Source organism: Brevundimonas sp. PWP3-1b1 (assembly GCF_049896065.1).
GTDB classification, from domain to species: Bacteria; Pseudomonadota; Alphaproteobacteria; order Caulobacterales; family Caulobacteraceae; genus Brevundimonas; species Brevundimonas intermedia_B.
This window is the reverse complement of sequence record NZ_JAFCTO010000001.1, coordinates 1311878-1333387: the sequence shown is the minus strand read 5'-3', so window position 1 is coordinate 1333387 and position 21510 is coordinate 1311878. Positions and strand designations below refer to the sequence as shown.

Here is a 21510-nt window from a genome sequence, read left to right as displayed (position 1 = left end):
CCTTGGATGAACCACTTATAAAGGCGCGACTAGGCGTATCCCCTCACTCGCCGCGCGCGATCTCGCGCCGCTTCACCAGTTCGCGCACCACCAGCATCAGGATCAGCCAAGCCAGAGCCACTCCCGCCAAGATGGCCGAGGTCCAGATTCCGTCGCCGCTGACCGCCGTCATGAAGGATCCACCAAAGAAGGCCACCAGCGCTGTCTTGGGCAGCACCCCAAGCGCGCACCCGGCCAGGAACGCCGGAAACGACGTCCGCGCGGCGCCGAACGCCATGTTGACGACGATGAAGGGCGCGGACGGCACATTGCGGATCATGAAGCTGGCGTAGAAGCCGTTCTTGCCCACGAACCGGGTCAGCCGCCCCACGGTGCGCCCCCCATGCCGCTCCAGCAGCCGCGCCGTCGGTCCCCGCCCCAGCCAATAGGTCACGCCCGCCGAAACGACGGTCGCGATCCAGCTGTACAGAAATCCGAACCAGGGCCCGAACGCCACGACGCAGGCGGCGATCAGGATGAACTGCGGCGCGGCGAAGAAGGCGGCGAGCGTGAACACCACGATGGCGGCGGCAAGGCCCCACGGCCCCTGACGGAACCCGACCAGCCAGTCCTCCAGCCGTCCCTCGGCCTCCAGCCCCAGCTGGCTCTTGCCCACGGCGAACAGGGCGATCATCGCGCCCAGCAACAGGGCCGTCGCCAGCACGGCGCGCCAGCGACGCGCCTCCATGTTCGACAGGAAATCGATGATCCAGCGCATCAGAGGCGCCGCTTAACACCCCGCCCGCGCATTGGCGAGCTTCAGCGCATTGTCCCGCGCCGCGACCGCGCGTAAACAACCCCGCCCTCCCCAGGCAAGAATCTTCCAAAACCCACGGGATAGTCATGTCCAGCCTGCAATCTTCCGCCCTCGCCCGCGTCAAGCCTTCGGCCACCATCGCCGTGACCGCCCAGGCGCGAAAGCTTAAAGCCGAAGGTCGCGACGTGATCGGCCTGGGCGCCGGAGAGCCGGACTTTGACACCCCCGAGAACATCAAACAGGCCGCCATTGACGCGATCCACCGCGGCGAGACCAAATACACCGACGCCGACGGCATGCCCGAGCTGAAGGCCGCCATCGTCGCCAAGTTCAAGCGCGAGAACGGCCTGGACTATACGGCGGCGAACATCCACATCGCGCCGGGCGGCAAGCCCGTCATCTTCAACGCCCTGGTCGCCACCCTGAACCCCGGCGACGAGGTCATCGTGCCCGCCCCCTACTGGGTCTCCTATCCCGACATGGTGCTGCTGGCCGGCGGCGAACCGGTCACGGTGGTCGGCGAGGAGAAGGACGGCTTCAAGCTTCTACCCGCCGTGCTGGAGGCGGCGATCACGCCCAGCACCAAGTGGCTGATCCTGAACAGCCCGTCCAACCCCACGGGCGCCGCCTATACGCGCGCCGAGCTGGAAGCCCTGGCCGAGGTGCTGCGTCGCCATCCGCATGTCTGGGTGCTGACGGACGACATGTATGAGCACCTCGTCTATGGGGACTTCGAATACACCACCATCGCCCAGGTGGCCCCGGACCTGATCGACCGTACACTGACGGTCAACGGCGTCTCGAAGGCCTATGCCATGACCGGCTGGCGCATCGGCTACGCCGGCGGACCCAAGCCGCTGATCGACCTGATGCGCAAGGTGGCCAGCCAGACCACCTCAAACCCCGCCAGCATCAGCCAGTGGGCGGCCGTCGAGGCCCTGAACGGAACCCAGGACTTCATCCCCGAGCGCAAGGCCGCCTTCGAGAAACGCCGCGATCTGGTCGTCTCGATGCTGAACCAGGCCACCGGCATCACCTGCGCGACGCCCGAAGGCGCCTTCTACGTCTATCCGTCCATCGCCGGTCTGATCGGCAAGACCACGGACAGCGGCGTGGTCATCGACGGTGATTCCACCTTCGCCGCCGAACTGCTGAACGCCGAGGGCGTCGCCGTGGTCCAGGGCGAAGCCTTCGGCCTGTCGCCCTATTTCCGCATCAGCTACGCAACCTCGGACGCTGTGCTGGAAGAAGCCTGCACCCGCATCCAGCGCTTCGCCGCCTTGCTGCGCTGACGACCATGGGCGGGGGCTTCGGCCTCCGCCCTCCGTTGTACGCGGCCGTCAGGTGCTCGGCTGCGTATAGACGACGCGGCAATCGCCATCGATGGTCGTGTAGCGATTGTTCGCCGCATCCACGAACGAGATCCGGCCGCCGTCGTCGTATTCGACCTTGCCGGTCGAGCGGCCCTTGAAGTTCTCCACCCCATAGGTCCAGCAGGTGATGTCCGCCGGCTTGTCGCCCCAGGTGGCGTCGTTGCGCGCACGCTTGCTGTCGGTGCAGGCGGACAGGGCGCCGGTCAGGGCGATGGCGGTGACGGTGATGGCGAGAGCTTTCATAAGCCCAGCCTTGCATGGACGCCGCCCAAGGAAAAGGCCGCCCAAGCGATGCAAGGGCGGCCTGATTTTCTTCGATGACGCCCGACCTACGGCCGGCTGGCCATGCCCAGCTTGATCGGCTTGGCGTCGTCGGCCAGCGTGCCGCGCTTGACGCCCCACAGCAGGATGATCGGCGCACCGACATAGATCGACGAATAGGTGCCGATGATGATGCCGAACATCAGGGCGATGGAGAAGCCGAACAGGGCCTCGCCGCCGAAAACGGCCAGGGCCGCCAGCACCATGACGGCGGTCACGCCGGTGATGATGGTTCGCGACAGGGTCTCGTTCAGCGACAGGTCGATGACCTCGTGTAGCGGCATGGTCTTATATTTGCGCAGGTTCTCGCGAAGACGGTCGAACACCACCACGGTGTCGTTCATCGAATAGCCGATGACGGTCAGGATCGCGGCGACCATGTTCAGGCTGAACTCCAGCTTGAACAGCACGATCAGCCCGAACGTCAGGATCACGTCGTGCAGCAGGCCGATCACGGCGCCGAAGCCGAACTGTGGCTCGAACCGGAACCAGATGTAGAGGAACATCAGGCCGATCGCGACGGCGAGCGCCAGCAGGCCCGAGGTGAACAGTTCACCCGACACCTTGGAGCCGACGACGCTGACGCCCGAATACTGGACCGCGCCGACGGTCTGGCTGATCGTGCTCTCGACCTGATTGACCACCTGGGTCTGGTCGCGGCCTTCCGGCACCTGGAAGCGCAGAATGGCGGTCGAGCCGTCATCCGCATTGGTGTCGCGCCGCGCGATGCCCTGAACCTGGACGTCGCCCAGGTTCAGGCCGTTCACGGCCTCGCGCACGCGATCCAGTTCGATCACCTGACCGGCCGGCTTGGACACCTCCATCGAGGCGCCGCCCCGGAAGTCGATGCCCATGTTCAGGCCCGGATAGAAGCAGGCGATGATCGAGGCGACGCACAGAACCACCGACAGTACGCCTGCGGCTCGGGCGTATTTGACGAAATGAAAGTTCGTCTTCTGCGGCAGCAGTTTGATGAAGGGCCATCCACGCATCGCCATCACTCCGCGATCGGCAGTTTTTTGGGCTTGGCGGTCTTGAGCCAGTAGGCCAGCAGCACCTGGGCCACCAGAACCGACGAGAACACCGAGGTGAAGACGCCGATGCTCAGCGTCCAGGCGAAGCCACGCACCGGACCGGCGCCGAAGATGAACATGATCCCCGCCGCCACCAGGGTGGTGACGTTGGCGTCCAGGATCGTGCCCCAGGCCTTGTTGAACCCGGCGTCCATGCTGGCGATCACGCTGCGGCCCGACCGGGCTTCGTCGCGCATCCGCTCATAGATCAGCACATTGGCGTCCACGGCCACAGCGAAGGTCAGGATCAGACCGGCGATCCCCGGCAATGTCAGGGTGGCCTGGGTCAGCGACATGGCCGCAACGATCAGCACCCCGTTCAGCACCAGGCCGATGACCGACACGCCCCCGAACAGGAAGCCGTAGGCCAGGATCATGAACAGCACGATGATGCCGAAGCCCACAGCCGTCGACAAGGCGCCGGCCTGCACCGCATCGGCGCCCAGCTCGGCCGTCACGGTCCGACGTTCCTCGACGTTCAGCGGCGCCGGCAGGGCCCCGCCGTTCAGCAGGTTCACCAGGGTCGCCGCTTCCTGAATGGAGAAGGTGCCGGTGATCTGGCCCGAGCCGCTGGTGATCGCGCTCTGGATCGTCGGGGCCGAGATGACCTTGCCGTCCAGGATGATGGCGAAGGGCTTCTGAAGGTTGGCGGCGGTCGCTTCGCCGAACCGGCGTGCGCCGGCCCCGTCGAAGCGGAAATCGATGGCCGGGCGGCCGCTCTGGTCCGAACCGACGCCTGCTCGGGTCAGATTTTCGCCTGACACCAGGACGCGCTTCTTGACCAGATACGGCGTGCCGTCCTCGCCGACCAGCAGTTCGGAATCCGGCGGCACACGTCCGGCGACGGCCTCGGTGACCGAGTTTTCGACATCCACCATCTGGAACGTCAGCTGGGCCGTCTGGCCGATGACTTCTTCCAGCTTGGTCGGATCGCTCTCGCCCGGCGCCTGCACCACAATGCGGTCGGCGCCCTGACGGGTGATGGAGGGTTCGCGCGTGCCCAGGCTGTCGATCCGGCGGCGCACCACCTCGATCGACTGATCCACGGCCGTCGCGCCCATACCGTTCAGCGCGGCGTCGGTGTAGGCGAAGCGGATGCGGTTGTTGCCCAGGCGCGTCGCTGCGCGTTCGACCTGACCGCCCGCCCCGGCTTGACCGGCCAGCTGCTGCAGCGCCGTAAACGCCGCATCGTTCTGGGCCGGATTGGCCAGAGTGACGACCACGCCGCCGGCTTCACGCTGGAAGCCGTTGGTGGCGATGCCTGCGCCGTTCAGCGTGACCCGAACGTCTTCGATCAGGTTGGTGATGCGCTTCTCGCGCATCGCCGGCACGTCGACTTCCAGCAGCAGATACGACCCGCCCTGAAGATCCAGCCCCAGGTTCAGCTTGTTCTTGGGCACGAAGCCCGGCAGCGCCTCGCGTTGGGCATCCGACAGCACGTTCGGGAATGCGAACAGGCAACCGAAGACGGCCGCAGCGACGACGAGTATGACTTTCCAGCGCGACAGCTGAATCATGAGGGCGGTCTCGGTTCAGCGATACGCGAGCGTATCAGGCCTTGGAATCGTTGGCGGCGATGGCGGTGCGGTTGCGCACCTCGGCGATCATCGACTTGACCACGCGCACGTTGACGCTGGGCGCGATCTCGACATTGACCTCGGCCTCTTCGACGCGCGTGACCTTGCCGATCATGCCGCTGCCCAGGACGACGGTGTCGCCGCGCTTGACGGCGCCGATGGCGATCGCATGTTCCTTGGCGCGCTTCTGCTGCGGACGGATCAGCAGGAAGTAGAACAGGATGAAGATGCCGATGATCGGCGCGAAGCCGATCAGTTGCGCCATCAAGCCGCCGTCAGCCGCTCCGCCCATGGGTAGTCTCCGAACATAGAAGGGGCAGCCCTCGTCGGCGCCCCATTAAAACGAGGCGCGGAACCTAGGGCCGCGCCTCGCGGATTGCAACGCGACTAAATCGATCAGCGCGGCAATACCGTCAGCGGATCGACCGCCACAGGGTCGTCGCCGCGCATCTGGCGGGTCTCGAAGTGAATCGACGGACGTCCGTCGCCGGCCGTCAGACCCACGGTGCCGATCTGTTGCCCCGCCCGCACGTCGTCGCCGTCCTTCACCGTGGCCGAGCCCAGATGGCCATAGACCGTGCGCCAGCCGTTGGCGTGGACGATCAGCACCGTCAGCCCCTGCCCCACCAGATCGTCGCCGACATAGGCCACGCGCCCGGCGGCCGACGCGCTGACCGCCGCGCCCGCAGATGCGCCGATGTTCACGCCGTTATTGCGCTCGCCCATCCCGACCGGACCGAACCGTCGCACGATGTCGCCCCGCACGGGCCACAGCAGGTTCGGCTGTCCGGCCGCGACCGGCCCTTGGGCAGCCGGCGCCTGGGCGGCCCCGGAAGTGAAGGGCTGGGTTGCGGGTCGCGTCTGCACCGGCAGGGCCGCATTGCCCGAAGGCGGCGGCGGCGGCGGCGGGATCACGCCATTGTTCGGCACCAGCACCCCGACAGGCGAGGGTCCGGTGGCATAGGGATCGTTGCCGGTGTCCACCGCCGCTTCCGGCAGGATGATTCGCTGGCCCGTCGTGATGGCCCCGCGCGGACCCAGACCGTTCAGGTCGATCAGCGTTTGCACCGGCGTCTGGAACCGTCGTCCGACGCCCGAGATGGTGTCACCCGGCTGGATCACATAGGCAGCGCCCGGACGAACCGGCGCGGACGACGACGGATAGGGCGCCGGCGTGTGGTCGGGCTGTTGAGCGGTCGGCGGCTGATAGGCCGGCTGGCTCGGCACCACGCTGACGGTCGGCGGCAAGGCCCCGCCCTCCACTTGGCCGATGGGCGCCGTCGCGGGCGGCGGCGACTCATAAGGGGCGGGGCGATAGGGCTGGTTCTGCTGACCGTTCGGATAGGCCGGCTGCTGCGGATAGGCGCCCTGTCCTTGAGCCGGCGCCGGATTCGCATGCGTCGAATAGCGCGGCTCGGACGGATAGCTGATGCAGGCCGCCGTGCTCAGCGACGCCCCCGCCACCAGAACCGCTCTCATCCAGCCCGAAATCACCGCCACCGGCTGCTCCTCACATGGTTAAACTCGCCCGCCCGGTGTGCCCGCTCGCGCCCCATAAGCCAACCCCGCAATCGTCGCGGAATTGGGGCGCGAAGGTTAACGGGGCTGCATCCGCATATCGATCCCCACCCTGCGGTTCATCCAATAGGATACGCCGTCGGCAGTCGGTCTCATGAGATTTGTCTCGCCATACGCCGTCGTCTCGACGTCCCGAGCATGAACGCCCAATCGAATGAAGGCGTCCGTGACAGCGTCGATCCTACGCCGGCTCAGCGCCAGATTGACCTCCGGCGATCCTGCCGTGTCAGTAAAGCCATGCAATACGACCCGCATTCCAGGCTGGTAGGTCGCGGCGTAGACCCTCAAAGCCGACATCGCCTTTGGGTCAACCACAGCACTGCCGCTATCGAAGAAAACGGGATAGTAGTGCCATGTTCTCAAAGACGGCGGCCGGCCGGCTTCAAGCCGTCTGACAGATATCGAAACACAGTGTGGCTCCGCGCTTTCATAGGGTTTCAGGATTTCAATCGCGGGCGAGAAGCCAGCGTGAATGACTTCCAGATGGACGACAGTCAGGCGTTCTTTCGCGGCTGGATCAGCTTCATCGTAACCGGGTTGCGCATAGAGCGTAACCGTCGAAGCCCATGCAGGCCCCTGCTCGTAGGCTTCACGCGCTTCTCGAAGGGCACGATATCCTTCCGGCGTAAGTATGGCTCCGTCCTCGAAACAAACCGGCCATGTCTGCGCCCCGACAGTCGTCGCTGAAAACAGAAAGATGGCGGCGGCGAGCGATGAGCGGACCATCGGCGAACCATGCAGGCTCAACCCACGGCTGTCACCCCTCCTTCGCCGTCCCCTCGACCAAGGGCACGAACCGAACCTCCGTCAGGCTCTCGCGATGGAACGACCCGTCGCCCTGACCGACGTAGCGGTGCAGCATCTGCACCGAGGTCCGTCCCACCGGCGCGACCAACACCCCGTTCGGCTTCAGCTGTTTCAGCAGTTCGGTCGGCTCGGTCGGCGACGCGGCCGTGACCATGATCCGGTCGAACGGCGCCTGTTCGGCCCAGCCCAGGCCGCCGTCGCCGTGCTTGGTGATGACATTGTCGATCTGAAGCGTGCGCAGTTTCGCCTCGGCCTCGACCAGCAGGCTGCGATATCGCTCCACAGAATAGACATAGCGCGCCAGCCGGCTCAGCACCGCGCACTGGTAGCCGCTGCCGGTGCCGATCTCCAGCACCCGGTGGCGCGGCTGCACCTCCAGGGCCTGGGTCATCAGGCCGACGATATAGGGCTGGCTGATGGTCTGGGCGCAGTCGATCGGCAGGGCCTGATCCTCCCACGCCTGATCCAGAAACTTCTCGTGCACGAAGACCGCCCGGTCGATGCTCTCCATCGCCTTCAGCACGCGCGGGTCCGTCACCCCCTGCTGCCTCAGCGACAGGATCAGCCTCCCGGCCCGGTCGTCGTGCAGATTCATGCAGCCGTCACCACAGTCTTAGGCGGGGCCCCGCCCAGTACTTTCTTCAAGTCATGCACGCTGGTCATGTGCGTCAGGTCGATATGCAGCGGCGTAACCGAGATCCGCCCTTCCTCGATGGCGCGCAGGTCCGTGCCCTCGGCATGCTCCTGCTTCTCGCCGCGGAAGCTCATCCAATAATAGTCGCGCCCGCGCAGGTCGACGCGCCGCACCGCATGCATCTCGCCCACATTGCGGAAGCCCTGGGTCGTCACCTCGACCTGATCGACGGCTTCCGGCGGACGGTTGGGGAAGTTCAGGTTCATCACCACCCCGTCCGCCCATTTCTGGTCCAGCAGGCGGCTGATGATCGCCGGCGCGAAGGCCTCGGCCGTCTCCCAGTGCGCCACCACCTCGTCGTGGAACCGCTCCAGGCTCTGGCTCAGAGCGATGGAGCGGATGCCGAACGCCATCCCCTGCAGCGCCCCCGCCACCGTGCCGGAATAGCTGACGTCCTCGCCGATATTGTGCCCCCGGTTCACGCCCGACAGCACCAGATCGGGCTTCTCCGGCATCAGGTCGTTGACCGCCAGCACGACACAGTCGGTCGGCGTCCCCGTCACCGCAAACCGCTTCTCGCCCAGCTTCATCACCCGCAGCGGCTCGGTCAGGGTGATCCCCCGCCCCTTGCCCGACTGCTCGACGGCGGGCGCGCACACCCATACGTCGTCGCTCAGGGTGCGCGCGATTCGTTCAAGACATTCAAGGCCCTCCGCCTCGATCCCGTCGTCGTTGGTCAGGAGGATTCTCATGCGTCACCTCCCTGTTCGCGCAGGCGAACGGGGAGGACAGGTCGGCGCATCGCGACGACCAGGAGGGGGCGACTGGGCGCCCGACGTTCGACACCCGGTCGCCCCCGCCTGACCGCTGCGCGGTCTGTCCTCCCCACGCGCCTCCGCGCGCGGAGAGGTGAAGGACGGCTCACTTCGCCGTTCCCACGAACCGCAACCCACCCATATACGGCTGCAACACCGTCGGCACCGCGATCCGCCCGTCCTCCTGCTGATAGTTCTCCATGATCGCCACCAACGTCCGGCCAACCGCTAGGCCCGAACCGTTCAGCGTATGGACGAACTCGGTCTTCTTCTCGCCGGCCCGCTTGAACCGCGCATCCATGCGCCGCGCCTGGAAGTCCCCGCAGTTCGAGCAGCTGCTGATCTCGCGATAGGTCCCCTGGCTGGGCAGCCAGACCTCCAGGTCGAAAGTCTTCTGGGCCGAAAAGCCCATGTCGCCCTTGCACAGCAGCATCCGCCGGAACGGCAGTTCCAGCGCCTTCAGCACCGCCTCGGCGCAGGCCGTCATCCGCTCGTGCTCGGCGTTGGAGTCTTCCGGCCGCGCGATCGACACCATCTCGACCTTGGAGAACTGGTGCTGGCGGATCAGCCCGCGCGTATCCCGCCCCGCCGACCCGGCTTCAGCGCGGAAGCAGGGCGTCAGCGCCGTCATCCGCATCGGCGTGGCCAGGTCGTCCTCGGACAGGATGGTCTCGCGCACGAGATTGGTCAGGGAGACTTCGGCGGTGGGGATGAGGTAGCGAACTTCGTCGATTATCTCAGTATGTTCCGCAGACAGCGAGATCGTGTCGGCTTCTTCATCCCAGGTAAGGCTAGCATCGGGCGTTAGCATTATGCCCTTCGGCTGTTGCCCCGAGCCTTCCCAATCGCCGCCCCAAGGCATTGTAGAAGACGCAAAAAACAAATCCTCCTTGAACTTAGGGAGCTGTCCCGTGCCGAACATTGCGTGTTCCCGCACCAGCAGCGGCGGGTTCACTTCCAGATACCCATGCTGGACCGTCTGCAGGTCCAGCATGAACTGCCCCACGGCCCGTTCCAAGCGCGCCAGCTGCCCCTTCAGCACCGCGAAACGGGCGCCCGACATCTTCGCCGCCGCCTCGAAGTCCAGCATCCCCAGGGCCTCGCCCAGGTCGGCGTGATCCTTAGCCGGGCCGCCTTCGCGGGGCGTACCCCAGCGCGAAACCTCGACATTGCCCGCCTCGTCCTCGCCGTCCGGCACATCCTCGGCCGCCAGGTTCTTCAACCCCGCCAGCAGGTCACGCAGTTCTTTGCCGGCGCGCGCCTCGACCTCGGCCGCCGCCGCGATGTCGCCCTTCAGCGCCTCGACCTCGGCCTTCAGCCGGTCGGCCTCGGCCATGTCCTTCTTGCCCATGGCGGCGCCGATCAGCTTGGAGGCGGCATTGCGCTTGGCCAGGGCGTCCTGCCCCGTCGTCTGGGCATGACGCAGTTCGCCGTCCAGGCGCAGGATGTCCGCCACCAGCCCGTCCGCCTCGTCCACCCCGCGCGACGACCAGCCCGCCACGTAAACCTGGGGGTTCTCGCGAATGGCTCTGATGTCGTGCATGGTCTGAAACTTCGGCTGGGCGGGACAAGCCGAACGCTCTACCCGCCCACGCGGTGTCGGGCAACGCGGGAAGGCAGATGCATCGTCTCTCGACGATGAAACGATGCCTCCTCTGTTCGTCGTTCTCCGGCGAGCGGAGCAAGATCGGGGAATCCCGCGGCGCGCGTAAGCGCGAACCTGTCGCAGAGTTGGATCCGAAACCGTGCGACGGATGCATCGCTTTCGGCGCCGCTCGCGAAGCGGTGGACGGGCTCTCGAAGCTCCTCCGCCTTGTGCCGAGGATCTACGGTCAGGCGAACTCGAACGTAAAAGAATGCGCGTGACGGTTCGTGCGACCCGCGCGGTGATCGTGCGGCGGCGGTGTTAATCGACCTCTCGGCCGCCTACCTGAACTTCCTCAAGCCCCGCGGTCCCTGACGGCCGGCGCCGGCGCGCTTACCCAGCCAGTCCTTCCAGTCGGGCCAGTTGCGACGGCGTCCGCCGCCGTCTGCCCACTCCGGCCCCTGTTCGGCGTTGAACACGGTCACGTCGGCCAGGCCGCCTTGTTTGAAGTTCTGCAGGCGCACGCCCTTGCCGCGTCCCATCTCGGGCAGTTCGGCCAGAGGGAAGATCAGAGTCTTGATGTTCTCGCCTATCGTCGCGACGTGATCTCCGGTCACGCGCAGAACGGCCAGCAGATCGCCGTTCAGCACCTGTTTGCCGCCCCGCTTCTGGGCCAGGGTCTCGTCTTCCGGGGCGATGAAGCCGTAGCCAGCCTTCGACGCGATCAGCAGCTTGCCGCCCGGCTGGTGCGCCAGGACGTTGATGATCTCGGCCTTCTCGTCCAGGTCTATCATCAGGCGCAGCGGCTCGCCGTGCCCGCGACCGGACGCCAGCTTGTCGGCCCCGATGGTGAAAATGCGTCCGTCCGACGCCGCTACCAGCAACTTGTCGGTCGTATAGGCCGGCACGAGGTAGGCCAGTTGGTCGCCTTCCTTGAACTTCAGCTCCGACGGATCCTCGACCTTTCCCTTGGCGGCGCGGATCCAGCCGCGTTCCGACAGGATGACGGTGATCGCTTCGCGCGGGATGAAGGCCTCGGGCGCGACGAAGGCCGAGCTGTCGACGGCCTCGGCGATGGTCGTTCGGCGCGGTGAGATCAGCGCCTTGCGCACCGCCTCCAGCTCCTTGGACACGGCCTTCCACTGTTTGCCTTCCGCCGACGTCAGTGCTTGCAGGTGCGCAAGTTCTTCCGACAGCGCATTGAATTCCTTCTCGATCGCCATTTCCTCGATTCGCGCCAACTGACGCAGACGGGTGTCGAGAATATAGTCGGACTGGGCTTCCGTCAGGCCGAAGCGGGCGATCAGCACCGCCTTGGGCTGCTCCTCCTCGCGGACGATGCGGATCACCTCGTCCAGGTTGAGGAAGACGATGCGCAGGCCTTCCAGCAGGTGAAGCCGCTTCTCGACCCGCTCGATCCGCCATTGCGAACGCCGGTTCAGCACCACGCGACGGTGATCCAGGAAGGCGCGCAGACACTCCTTCAGCCCCATGACGCGCGGCGTGCCGGTAGCGTCCAGAACGTTCATGTTGATCGGGAAGCGGACCTCCAGATCGGACAGTTTGAACAGACTTTCCATCAGCATTTCAGGCTCGATGGTGCGGTTCTTGGGTTCCAGGATCAGGCGAATGTCCTCGGCCGACTCGTCGCGCACATCGCCTAGCAGCGGCGCCTTCTTGTGCTCGATCAGGTCCGCCAGCGCCTCGATCAGGCGCGACTTCTGCACCTGGTAAGGCATCTCGGTCACGATGATCCGCCACACGCCGCGGCCCAGGTCCTCGGTCTCCCAACGCGCGCGCAGACGCACCCCGCCCCGGCCCGTCTCATAAGCGTCCAGGATGGAGGCATGGCCTTCGACAGCCACGCCGCCGGTCGGGAAGTCCGGTCCGGGCACAAGCTGAACCAGTTCGGCCGTCGTCGTCTCTGGCCGCTCCAGAAGCATTTGGCAGGCGTCGATCAGCTCGCCGACATTGTGCGGCGGGATCGAGGTCGCCATGCCCACGGCGATGCCGGACGAGCCGTTGGCCAGCAGATTGGGGAAACCGGCCGGCAGGACGATCGGCTCCTCGTCCTGATCGTCGTAGGTGGCGCGGAAATCGACCGAGTCCTGGTCGATGCCTTCCAGCAGCAGCACGGCGGCCGGCGTCAGCTTGCACTCGGTGTAGCGCATGGCTGCGGCGCTATCGCCGTCGATGTTGCCGAAGTTCCCTTGACCGTCGACCAGCGGATAGCGTTGGGCGAAGTCCTGGGCCAGGCGCACCAGGGCCTCATAGATCGAGGCGTCGCCGTGCGGGTGGTATCCGCCCATGACCTCGCCGACGACCTTGGCGCATTTGCGCGCCGCCGCCTGCGGGTTCAGCCGCATCTGGTGCATGGCGTACAGGATGCGCCGGTGCACGGGCTTGAACCCGTCGCGCACGTCCGGCAGGGCGCGGTTGGTGATGGTCGACAGGGCGTAGGCCAGATAGCGGCGGCTAAGGGCCGTCTCCATCGGCTCGTCGATGATACGGCCGCCTTCCGGCGGCGGGGCATGGATCGTCATGGGCCAGCGAATCGAGGAACGGGAGCCGGAAGTCTAGCCCGAAGCTGCGCCTAAGTCGGGGATAGTTGGCGTGAGGCGAAGCGAAGGTGCAGCCAGCAGCTCAGCACAAAGACGCCGGCGGTCATGATACGGATCGCAATCCAGTCCTGCGGCGCCTCTGTGGTTGCGACACGGGCCGCGAAGCACGCTAGCAGGAAGCCGAAAAACACCGGGTGGAAGAAAACCGCCAAATCCCGCTTCGCATACCAAACGGGCTTGCCGTCAAAACCCCATTGCATCGGCCAGCGCACATCCGCTGCGCTCCGTTTCCGGTATCTCAAGGCGAGCGCCAGGATGGCGCACCAGGCGAGAACGGCGATGATGTCGGCCCAAAGCATGCCGCGAGGTTATGGGCGCTCCCCTTTCGTGACAAGCCGACGGCGCCTAACTGCAAAGGCGACCAAGGAGCGGATCGTGAACAGCCGACTGACGGAAGCCATCGGCCTGGACTATCCGATCATCCAGGCGCCGATGGCGGGAACCTCGACGCCTGCGCTGGCCGCCGCCGTCTCCAACGCCGGCGCGCTCGGCTCCATCGCCATCGGGGCTGTGGACGCCGAGGAAGCCCGGCGTCAGATTCAGGCGACGCGCGCTCTCACCGACCGACCGTTGAACGTCAACGTCTTCTGTCATGCCACCGCTGCGCCGGATCTGGCTGGGGACCAGGCGTGGATAAACCGCCTGCGCCCCCTGTTCGCGCCGTTCGATGCGCAGCCGCCGGAGCAGTTGCGCGACATCTATCCCAGCTTCCGCGACGACGACCCTCAGTTGGAGGTCCTGCTGGACGAACGCCCGGCCGTGGTCAGTTTTCATTTCGGCCTGCCGCAGCCGAAGCAGATCGCCGCGCTGAAGGCCGCTGACATTCTCCTGCTTGCGACCGCCACCTCGCCGGCCGAGGGGCAAGCCGTCCAGGACGCGGGGATCGACATGGTCGTGGCCCAGGGCTGGGAGGCCGGAGGCCATCGCGGCGTGTTCGACCCCGCCGACGACCTGAGTTTCGCAACCCTGCCGTTGACCCGACTGCTGGCCAGCCGGCTGACCATTCCCGTCATTGCGGCAGGCGGCATCATGGACGGCGCAGGCATTTTGGCGGCAATGACGCTGGGCGCGGCCGGGGTGCAGATGGGCACGGCCTTCGTGGCCTGCCCCGAATCCGCAGCCGACGGTGCCTATCGACGGGCGATGGCGGGTCAGGAGGCCCAGCGGACCCGCGTCTCCGCCGTACTGTCCGGTCGGCCCGCCAGAGGGATGGAGAACGCCTTCATGCGCCAGGCCGAACCCGACGCTGTCGCCGCCTATCCCCGCGCCTACGACATCGGCAAGGCGCTGAACACAGCGGCCAAGGCCGCCGGCGACGATGGCTACGCCGCCCAATGGGCCGGACAGGGCGCGCCGCTGGCCCGCGTCATGCCGGCGGATCAGCTCGTGCGGACCCTGGCCGAGGAAATCGGTCGCGCCGCGAACATTTTCCGTGGCGATGAAACCAACCGGCCCGTCGGTTCGAACGTAGGGAAGAACCACCCTCCCCGTCAGGCCGCTCCATGATCCTGTTCCTGCTGTCCTACCTCGCCGGCGTCCTGACCATCGTCAGCCCCTGCATTCTGCCCGTCCTGCCGTTCGTCTTCGCCCGCGCCGGTCGCCCCTTCCTGCGCAACGGCTTTCCTCTGCTGGTCGGCATGGCGGTGACATTCGCGGGCGTGGCGACCCTTGCGGCGCTGGGTGGAGGCTGGGCGGTGCGCGCCAACGAGGTCGGACGGTGGATCGCCCTGTCCGTTATGGCCCTGCTGGGCCTCAGCCTGTTGTTCCCCGCCTTGGGCGACCGCCTGATGCGGCCGTTCGTTGCCGCCGGTTCCTGGCTGACGGACCGTGCGGAACGTCACAGTGGGGATCAGGGCGAGGTGCGGGCCTCTCTGCTGCTCGGCGTCGCGACGGGTCTGCTGTGGGCGCCGTGCGCCGGGCCGATCCTGGGCGTGATCCTGACGGGCGCTGCGCTTCAGGGGGCAGGCGTCGGCACGACGGTGTTGCTGCTGGCCTATGCGGCAGGTGCAGCGACCTCCCTGGGCCTGGCCCTGCTGGTCGGCGGTCGTGTGTTCAAGGCCATGAAGGGTGCGCTGGGCGTCGGCGAATGGGTCCGGCGCGGGCTGGGCGTGCTGGTCCTGATCGGCGTGGTCATCATCGGCCTGGGCGCCGATACGGGCTTGCTGACCCGCATCTCGGCAGCGAGCACCAGCCGGATCGAACAGGCGCTGCTGGGCAGTGTCGGGCGCGGCATGCCGACGAACGAAGCCCCGACTGACCTCGCCAACCTGCCGGTCGAGGGCATGATGCCGCCACTGACCGGCGCGACGACCTGGATCAACACGCCGCCCCTGACGACGGAGCAACTGCGCGGCAAGGTGGTGGTGGTCGATTTCTGGACCTACTCCTGCATCAACTGCATCCGCTCCATCCCCTACGTCCGCGCCTGGGCTGAGAAGTACAAGGATCAGGGTCTGGTGGTGATCGGCGTCCACACGCCAGAGTTCGCTTTCGAAAAATCCGAAGCCAACGTCCGGCAGAACATTCAGCGGCTGGGCATCACCTATCCGGTCGCCATGGACAACGAGTTCGCCATCTGGCGTGCGTTCAAGAACCAGTACTGGCCCGCCCACTACTTCATCGACGCCAAGGGCCAGATTCGTCACCACCACTTCGGCGAGGGCGACTACGACGGCTCCGAACGCGTCATCCAGCAGCTTTTAAAAGAGGCCGGCGCGGCTGACGTCGCCCGCGACGTGGTCGACGTTCAGGCCCAGGGTGCAGAGGCCGCCGCCGACATGGCCCAGGTCGAATCGCCGGAAACCTATGTCGGCTATGCCCGCGCCGAGAACTTCCGTTCTCCCGGCGGCCTGGCCAATGATGTCATCAAGGACTACGTCGCCGCGCCGCTGCAACTGAACGGCTGGACCCTGTCCGGCCGCTGGAGGGTCACCCGCGAACACGCCGACCTTCAGACTGCTGGAGGGCGTGTCGCCTTCCGCTTCAAGGCGCGCGACCTGCACCTGGTGATGGGTCCGAGCAAGACCGGCGAACAGCCGCGCTTCCGCGTCCTTATTGATGGCGCAGCGCCCGGCCCGAATGCGGGCAGCGACATCGACGCCCAAGGCATGGGCCGCATCGACGGCGAGCGGCTTTATCAACTGGTTCGCCAGACGGGCGCGGTGCGCGAACGGACATTCGAGATCGAGTTCCTGGATCCCGGCGTCCAGGTCTTCGCCTTCACCTTCGGCTAAAGGCGGCCGGCGTCAGCCAGCTTGTCCAGCATCCAGACGCGCGCGGCCGGCATGGGCTTGTTCTGCGGGTGGAACACAAACTGTTCGAGGAAATGCCCGGTCAGGTCGAATCCCGCCTTCACGTCGCCCTCGATCAACCCCGCCTGTGCGCCCAGCATGAAGGGAGGCAGGGTCAGCATCTTGTCGGCATAGGGCGCGCCGGCGTCGCGGCTGACCGCCCGGCCGGTGCGGGGGCTGACGTAGATCAGGTCGTCGGCCGTGCCCGTCGCCGCGCATTTGGACAGATCGAGGCCAAAGCCCAGGTCTTCCAGCAACCCCGCCTCGAACCGCACGAAAATGGCGGGCCAAACATCCGGCAGGGCGAAGGCCGCCATCAGCGCCTCGAAGGCCAGAAAGACACCGGGATGCGGTTCGCGCTCGGGCAAGGCGCCTTGCGCCACGCCGGCCGCCGCCGCTAGCCCGGTCAGCGCCAGGGCGTCGTCGAACAGGGCGCTGGGCCCCTCGCCCACCGGCTCCAGCCGCGCGGCGCCTAGATGGTCCGAGGTCCGCGCGCGATAATCCGCCACGACCCGCGCACCGGCTTGCAGGAACGGCTTCATCTTGCGCGACGCGCCGCCCGCGACATAGGCCGAGCGCCGGCCGTGGTTCTCGGTCAACAGGTCGACCACGGCGCCGGTGTCGCCATGGCTGCGCGCCGACAGGACGAACGCCTCTTCGTGAAAGTCCATCAGTCGGCCGAACCTTCGGCGATCAGTCCGACCACGCCCTTGGCCTTGTCGTTCGGCACCGTGAAGCTGAGGACATATTGCTCGATCTTCCAGCCCTCTTCGGTCAGGCGCAGCACGCCGGAACCCCGCGTCAGCCCATAGGCGTCGTTGTCGAGCAGTTCGTCGAACCAGACGATGCAGCGGCAGTCGCCCGGCGCCAGGGTCGCCACCCGGTCATGCGGTCGATAGGTCCAGCCCTTGCCGCGCGAGAAGAACGGCGTCGCATAGGCGCGAAACTCGGCCAGCGACCAGCGCTCGGTCGCATCCGTGCCGATGAACCGGGCGTCGGCGGTGAACAGGTCGAAATAGGCGTCGCCGTCAGCGCGCGACGCGGCCTCATGCATCCGGTCCAGAACGACGCCTGCGGCGACGGCGGGGTCATCCGAAGCCTGCATCGGAGACGCGGACAGGGCGAGGGCGGCGATAAGGGCGATCATGCGCCTGTTCTAGTCCTGTTCTCCCCATTGGGAAACCAGGCGGATGCCTCAGCGCGCCAGCGTCGTCGGAAACTCGCGTCCCAGGGCCTCGGCCATCGCCTGCTGGCTGATCAGGAAGACCTGGTCGCGCAGATGATAGTTGTTGGACAGCACGATCACCGTCACATCGGCGTCGGGCTGATACAGCATCAGGTTGCGGAACCCGCCCCAGCTGCCGGTGTGATAGATCTGGCGGTCCTGGAAACTGGGCCGGACCTGATCGCCCAGACGGTTCGAGAAGATGCCGAAGCCCCAGTCCCGACGCGGATGGCTGCGCTCGTTCGGCTTGGTGTCCGTCGGCGCATGGTCGGCCAGCATCTGCTGGTAACTGCCCGGCTTCAGCAGCGCGCCGCGATGCAGCGCCCTTTGCCAGACCAGCAGGTCGTCCAACGTCGAATAGACCGCACCCGCCCCCGCAACGATGGAGGTATTGGCGTTCGGCTGGGCCGTCAGGCCGCCTGGGAAGTTGGCGTAGCCCATAATGACGTCGTGGTCTCCGCCGTCCAGATCAAGCCCGCTGTCCTTCATCCCAAGGGGCTTGAAGAAGGCGTCACGCATATAGGCTTCGTAGGGCTGACCGCTGGCCTTTTCGACGATGGCGGCGGCCAGGTTGAACGCCGCATTGTCGTAGCGAACCTTCGTTCCCGGCTCGAACTGCAGGCCGAACTGCTTCGAGTCCTCGGTCAGTTCGTTCAGCGTCGCCGGGGTCGTGCGGCGCATGCCCCAACCCGGCCGCGCCATCAGGTCGGGAATGCCCGAGGTGTGCGACAGCAGATGGCTGATCCGCACCGACGCCCAGGCCGGCGGACAGGGCTGTATCCATTTGCAGACAAGGTCGGAGACGTTCAGCTTGCCCTCGTCCTGAAGCTTCAGGATCGCCGTCGCCGTGAACTGTTTCGAGATCGAGGCCAGACGGAAGCGGGAATCCAGCGCCAGCGCCCGGTCCTGTTCGTAGTTGGCCTTGCCATAGACCTGGCGGAACAGCACCTGGTCGCCCTTGGCCACCAGAACCGCCCCCATGAACCGACCTGCCGCCGCCTCGCGATCCATCCGCGCCGCCAGTTGCGGCAAATCCTGAACCACGACCAGGGGCGGACGCGGCGGCGCATCGGCCCGCTCTGTCACCAAGGCTGCATCGGTCTTGGGTGGTACGGCCGTGGCGATGCCGCCCCAGACCGCGCCGCCGAGGATCAGCGCCCCAAGGACGCCCAGAACGAGCCGGGGATGGCCCCCGGCGGTACGCGGTACATCAAACACAGGAACTCAGACGTCGAAATCCAGGCCGAACTGGGCGTAAAGAGCCCGCGAATCCTGCCATTTCGGATCGACCTTGACGGTCAGGAAGAGGTGGACCTGGCGACCCAGCAGCTCGTTCAGCTCCTCGCGCGACTTCTGGCCGATCCATTTCAGCGTCTGGCCGCCCTTGCCCAGTACGATGGGCCGCTGGCTCTCGCGCTCGACATAGATGGTCTGTTCGATCCGGGCCGAGCCGTCGGCGCGCTCCTCGAAACTGGTGGTCTCGACCGCCGCCGAATAGGGCAGCTCTTCATGGACGCGCAGATAGACCTTCTCGCGCGTGATCTCCGCCGCAAGAACGCGCACGGGCACATCGGCCGCCTGATCCTCGGGATAGAGCCACGGGCCCTTGGGCATCGACAGGGCCAGACGCTGTTTCAGGTCCTCGACGCCGTCGCCGTTTGCGGCCGAGATCATATAGACCTCGGAATAGACGCCGCTCTCGAACATCTTCTGCGACAGGGCCAGCAGCGTATCGCGGCGCATGCCGTCGATCTTGTTCAGCGCCAGCACCACCTTGGTGCCGGTGGACTGCAGATTGGCGATGATGGTCTCGGTGTCCTCGGCCGAGCGGCGATCCGCCGCCGTGCCTTCGCGGCCTTCCGAGTTGATGTGCGACTGGGCGTCGATCAGGTGGACGACGATGTCCGCGTCCTGGGCGCCGCCCCAGGCCGAGGCGACCATCGCCCGGTCCAGACGACGGCGCGGGGTAAAGATGCCGGGCGTGTCCACCAGCACGATCTGGGCGTCGCCCTCCATGGCGATGCCGCGCACGGGAAAGCGCGTCGTCTGCACCTTTTGCGTGACGATTGAGACTTTGGACCCGGTCAGCCGGTTCACCAGCGTGGACTTGCCGGCGTTCGGCGCGCCGATTATGGCGGCGAAGCCCGCGCGCTGGTTTTCGAAATCGGTCAAATGACGCCTTCACGTTTGAGGAGAGCCGTTGCGGCCGCCTTCTCCGCCTCCTGACGCGAACGCCCTTGCGCGGTCAAGGGCTGCACGTCCTGCACGGAAACTTCGACGGTGAAGGTCGGCGCATGATCCGAACCCGTCCGATCCGCCACGCGATAGGTCGGCAGCGGCCTGCCCTTGCCTTGCGCCCATTCCTGAAGCGCGGACTTGGGATTGGTGACGGTCCGCGACGGCGGGGCCGACAGTTCGTCGGCCCATGCGGCGTCGAAGAAGGTCCGCGCCGCATCCAGACCGCCATCCAGATAGACCGCCGCCAGGATGGCCTCGACCGCATCGGCGATGACGCCCGCCTTGCGACGGCCGCCAGTCTTGGTCTCGCCGGGCGACAGCCGCAGAGCCGGGCCGACGCCCAAGGCCTCGCCGACGCGGGCGCAGGCCGTCTTGTCGACCAGGGCATGCAGGCTGGACGAAAGCTGGCCTTCGTCGGCCGTCGGAAACTCTGCCGACAACCGCTCGGCGACCAGCAGGCCCAGCACCCGGTCGCCCAGGAACTCCAGCCGCTCGTTGTCGCGCGGACCGTGGATTCCGACCGGTGCCCCCTCGCCCACGCTGGCGTGGGTCAGGGCGCGCTCCAGCAGGGCTTTGTCCTTGAACGTGTGTCCCAGACGCGTTTCCAGCGCCGCAACGGATTCAGCTCGCGTATTCGCCATTACTTCAAGACGTTGAAGAACCGGTCGAGCCGCACGTTGAACCAGCTGACGGGGTTCCACAGCGACGAACCGGGCTTCCAGGAGAACAGGATGATCTGGGCCTTGCCGACCAGGTTCTCGGCCGGGACCATGCCCACGCCGCTGGACTGTTCGACGCGGCTGTCGATCGAGTTGTCACGGTTATCGCCCATCATGAAGTAATGGCCGGCCGGGACTTCATAGACCGGAGTGTCGTCCAGATCGTTTCCGGGACCGAAGTCCTGGGTCATGAAGCTTCTGCCTTCCGGCAGGGTCTCACGGACCTCCGTCACCGGGCGCGGGCCGAAGATGTCGTTGATCTCCTGCTCGCTGACCACGACGTCCTGAACCGGCTTGTCGTTGATATACAGCTTGTTGGCGATCATCTGGATGCGGTCGCCGGGCAGGCCGATCACGCGCTTGATGAAGTCGGTCTTGTTGTCACGCGGCAGTTTGAACACGACGACGTCGCCGCGCTTGGGCGCCGAGCCCATGATCCGGCCGTCGAACAGCGGCGGGCTGAACGGGATCGAGTGTTTCGAGAAGCCGTACGACCACTTCGACACGACGATATAGTCGCCTTCGTAGAGGTTGGGCTCCATCGAGGCCGACGGAATGGTGAAGGGCTGGAACAGGAATATCCGCAGCACCATCGCGATCAGCAGGGCGAAGACGATGGTCTTGACGATCTCGCCCGTCTCGCTGGCTGCGGACGGCGTCTTGTCACGAGCGCCGGGCTTTTGCGCATAGACCTTGTGGTTCGACGTGGTCGGCTCTTGCACCGACTTGACCGGAGCGTCCGCCTCCGAAGCCGCAAATCGCTCTTCAGGGGTGGCGTCGCGTTTGGCGTCGTCGGGCTTTTGGTCTTCGCTCATGCGATCAGGCATCCTCGCCGCGTCTGCGCGGTCATCGCGCACG

At 66.2% G+C, this 21510-nt stretch carries 21 protein-coding genes; 3 read left to right on the top strand and 18 right to left on the bottom strand.

Annotated elements, in window-relative coordinates:
- Positions 1-43: 43 nt before the first annotated feature.
- The gene (locus tag ACP69V_RS06500; protein WP_426023155.1) at positions 44-757 is read right to left on the bottom strand and encodes a TVP38/TMEM64 family protein; all 714 of its coding nucleotides are present in this window, start codon (positions 755-757) and stop codon (positions 44-46) included.
- Positions 758-882: 125 nt separating this feature from the next.
- On the opposite strand from ACP69V_RS06500, the gene ACP69V_RS06495 reads away from it, so the two are divergent.
- Positions 883-2088 (top strand): pyridoxal phosphate-dependent aminotransferase, encoded by a 1206-nt coding sequence (locus ACP69V_RS06495; protein WP_426023154.1) that lies wholly within the window; start codon positions 883-885, stop codon positions 2086-2088.
- A gap of 48 nt (positions 2089-2136) precedes the next feature.
- On the opposite strand, the gene ACP69V_RS06490 is transcribed toward ACP69V_RS06495, so the two are convergent.
- The 11 genes from ACP69V_RS06490 to ACP69V_RS06440 all read right to left on the bottom strand — a co-directional run bounded on the left by ACP69V_RS06490 (position 2137) and on the right by ACP69V_RS06440 (position 13479).
- A complete protein-coding gene (locus ACP69V_RS06490; RefSeq protein WP_135195465.1) occupies positions 2137-2412 on the bottom strand; it encodes a hypothetical protein in 276 nt (91 codons plus the stop codon).
- 86 nt (positions 2413-2498) lie between these two features.
- Complete coding sequence (gene secF / locus ACP69V_RS06485; RefSeq protein WP_426023153.1) at positions 2499-3488, bottom strand: protein translocase subunit SecF; 990 nt, start codon at positions 3486-3488, stop codon at positions 2499-2501.
- On the bottom strand, positions 3488-5080 hold the full coding sequence (gene secD, locus ACP69V_RS06480; RefSeq protein WP_426023152.1) for a protein translocase subunit SecD: 1593 nt from the start codon (positions 5078-5080) through the stop codon (positions 3488-3490). The genes secF and secD overlap by 1 nt, the downstream gene beginning before the upstream one ends.
- 34 nt (positions 5081-5114) lie before the next feature.
- Positions 5115-5432, bottom strand: coding sequence for a preprotein translocase subunit YajC (gene yajC / locus ACP69V_RS06475; protein ID WP_426023151.1), 318 nt, complete (start codon positions 5430-5432; stop codon positions 5115-5117).
- 104 nt (positions 5433-5536) lie between these two features.
- A complete protein-coding gene (locus ACP69V_RS06470; RefSeq protein WP_426023150.1) occupies positions 5537-6640 on the bottom strand; it encodes a peptidoglycan DD-metalloendopeptidase family protein in 1104 nt (367 codons plus the stop codon).
- A 96-nt stretch (positions 6641-6736) separates the two neighbouring features.
- Positions 6737-7444: an OmpA family protein gene (locus ACP69V_RS06465; RefSeq protein WP_426023149.1), complete on the bottom strand. Its 708-nt coding sequence runs from the start codon at positions 7442-7444 to the stop codon at positions 6737-6739.
- 31 nt (positions 7445-7475) lie between these two features.
- A complete protein-coding gene (locus ACP69V_RS06460; protein WP_426023148.1) occupies positions 7476-8120 on the bottom strand; it encodes a protein-L-isoaspartate(D-aspartate) O-methyltransferase in 645 nt (214 codons plus the stop codon).
- On the bottom strand, positions 8117-8911 hold the full coding sequence (gene surE / locus ACP69V_RS06455) for a 5'/3'-nucleotidase SurE (protein WP_426023147.1): 795 nt from the start codon (positions 8909-8911) through the stop codon (positions 8117-8119). The genes ACP69V_RS06460 and surE overlap by 4 nt, the downstream gene beginning before the upstream one ends.
- Before the next feature lie 169 nt (positions 8912-9080).
- Complete coding sequence (serS, locus tag ACP69V_RS06450; protein WP_426023146.1) at positions 9081-10517, bottom strand: serine--tRNA ligase; 1437 nt, start codon at positions 10515-10517, stop codon at positions 9081-9083.
- 383 nt (positions 10518-10900) lie between these two features.
- Positions 10901-13102 carry a DNA topoisomerase IV subunit A gene (gene parC / locus ACP69V_RS06445; protein ID WP_426023145.1) on the bottom strand — a complete coding sequence of 734 codons (2202 nt, stop codon included), beginning with the start codon at positions 13100-13102 and terminating at the stop codon, positions 10901-10903.
- A gap of 50 nt (positions 13103-13152) precedes the next feature.
- Positions 13153-13479, bottom strand: coding sequence for a hypothetical protein (locus ACP69V_RS06440; protein WP_426023144.1), 327 nt, complete (start codon positions 13477-13479; stop codon positions 13153-13155).
- Between the two features lie 76 nt (positions 13480-13555).
- On the opposite strand from ACP69V_RS06440, the gene ACP69V_RS06435 reads away from it, so the two are divergent.
- Together ACP69V_RS06435 and ACP69V_RS06430 are read left to right on the top strand one after the other, a co-directional pair.
- The gene (locus tag ACP69V_RS06435) at positions 13556-14686 is read left to right on the top strand and encodes an NAD(P)H-dependent flavin oxidoreductase (RefSeq protein ID WP_426023143.1); all 1131 of its coding nucleotides are present in this window, start codon (positions 13556-13558) and stop codon (positions 14684-14686) included.
- The gene (locus tag ACP69V_RS06430) at positions 14683-16413 is read left to right on the top strand and encodes a cytochrome c biogenesis protein DipZ (protein WP_426023142.1); all 1731 of its coding nucleotides are present in this window, start codon (positions 14683-14685) and stop codon (positions 16411-16413) included. The genes ACP69V_RS06435 and ACP69V_RS06430 overlap by 4 nt, the downstream gene beginning before the upstream one ends.
- Here the strand turns inward: ACP69V_RS06430 and recO are convergent.
- Genes recO through lepB form a run of 6 tightly spaced genes read right to left on the bottom strand, consistent with a single transcriptional unit; the run spans position 16410 to position 21467 of the window.
- The gene (gene recO, locus ACP69V_RS06425) at positions 16410-17141 is read right to left on the bottom strand and encodes a DNA repair protein RecO (protein ID WP_426023141.1); all 732 of its coding nucleotides are present in this window, start codon (positions 17139-17141) and stop codon (positions 16410-16412) included. The genes ACP69V_RS06430 and recO overlap by 4 nt on opposite strands.
- Entirely contained in the window at positions 17141-17617 is a 477-nt protein-coding gene (locus tag ACP69V_RS06420) for a nuclear transport factor 2 family protein (protein WP_426023140.1), read from the bottom strand. The genes recO and ACP69V_RS06420 overlap by 1 nt, the downstream gene beginning before the upstream one ends.
- 48 nt (positions 17618-17665) lie before the next feature.
- Complete coding sequence (locus ACP69V_RS06415; RefSeq protein WP_426023139.1) at positions 17666-18913, bottom strand: serine hydrolase domain-containing protein; 1248 nt, start codon at positions 18911-18913, stop codon at positions 17666-17668.
- Between the two features lie 6 nt (positions 18914-18919).
- On the bottom strand, positions 18920-19867 hold the full coding sequence (gene era, locus ACP69V_RS06410; protein ID WP_135196008.1) for a GTPase Era: 948 nt from the start codon (positions 19865-19867) through the stop codon (positions 18920-18922).
- Positions 19864-20574 (bottom strand): ribonuclease III, encoded by a 711-nt coding sequence (gene rnc, locus ACP69V_RS06405; RefSeq protein ID WP_426023138.1) that lies wholly within the window; start codon positions 20572-20574, stop codon positions 19864-19866. Before rnc ends, era begins: the two co-directional genes overlap by 4 nt.
- Positions 20574-21467 carry a signal peptidase I gene (lepB, locus tag ACP69V_RS06400; RefSeq protein WP_426023137.1) on the bottom strand — a complete coding sequence of 298 codons (894 nt, stop codon included), beginning with the start codon at positions 21465-21467 and terminating at the stop codon, positions 20574-20576. Before lepB ends, rnc begins: the two co-directional genes overlap by 1 nt.
- Positions 21468-21510: the final 43 nt, after the last annotated feature.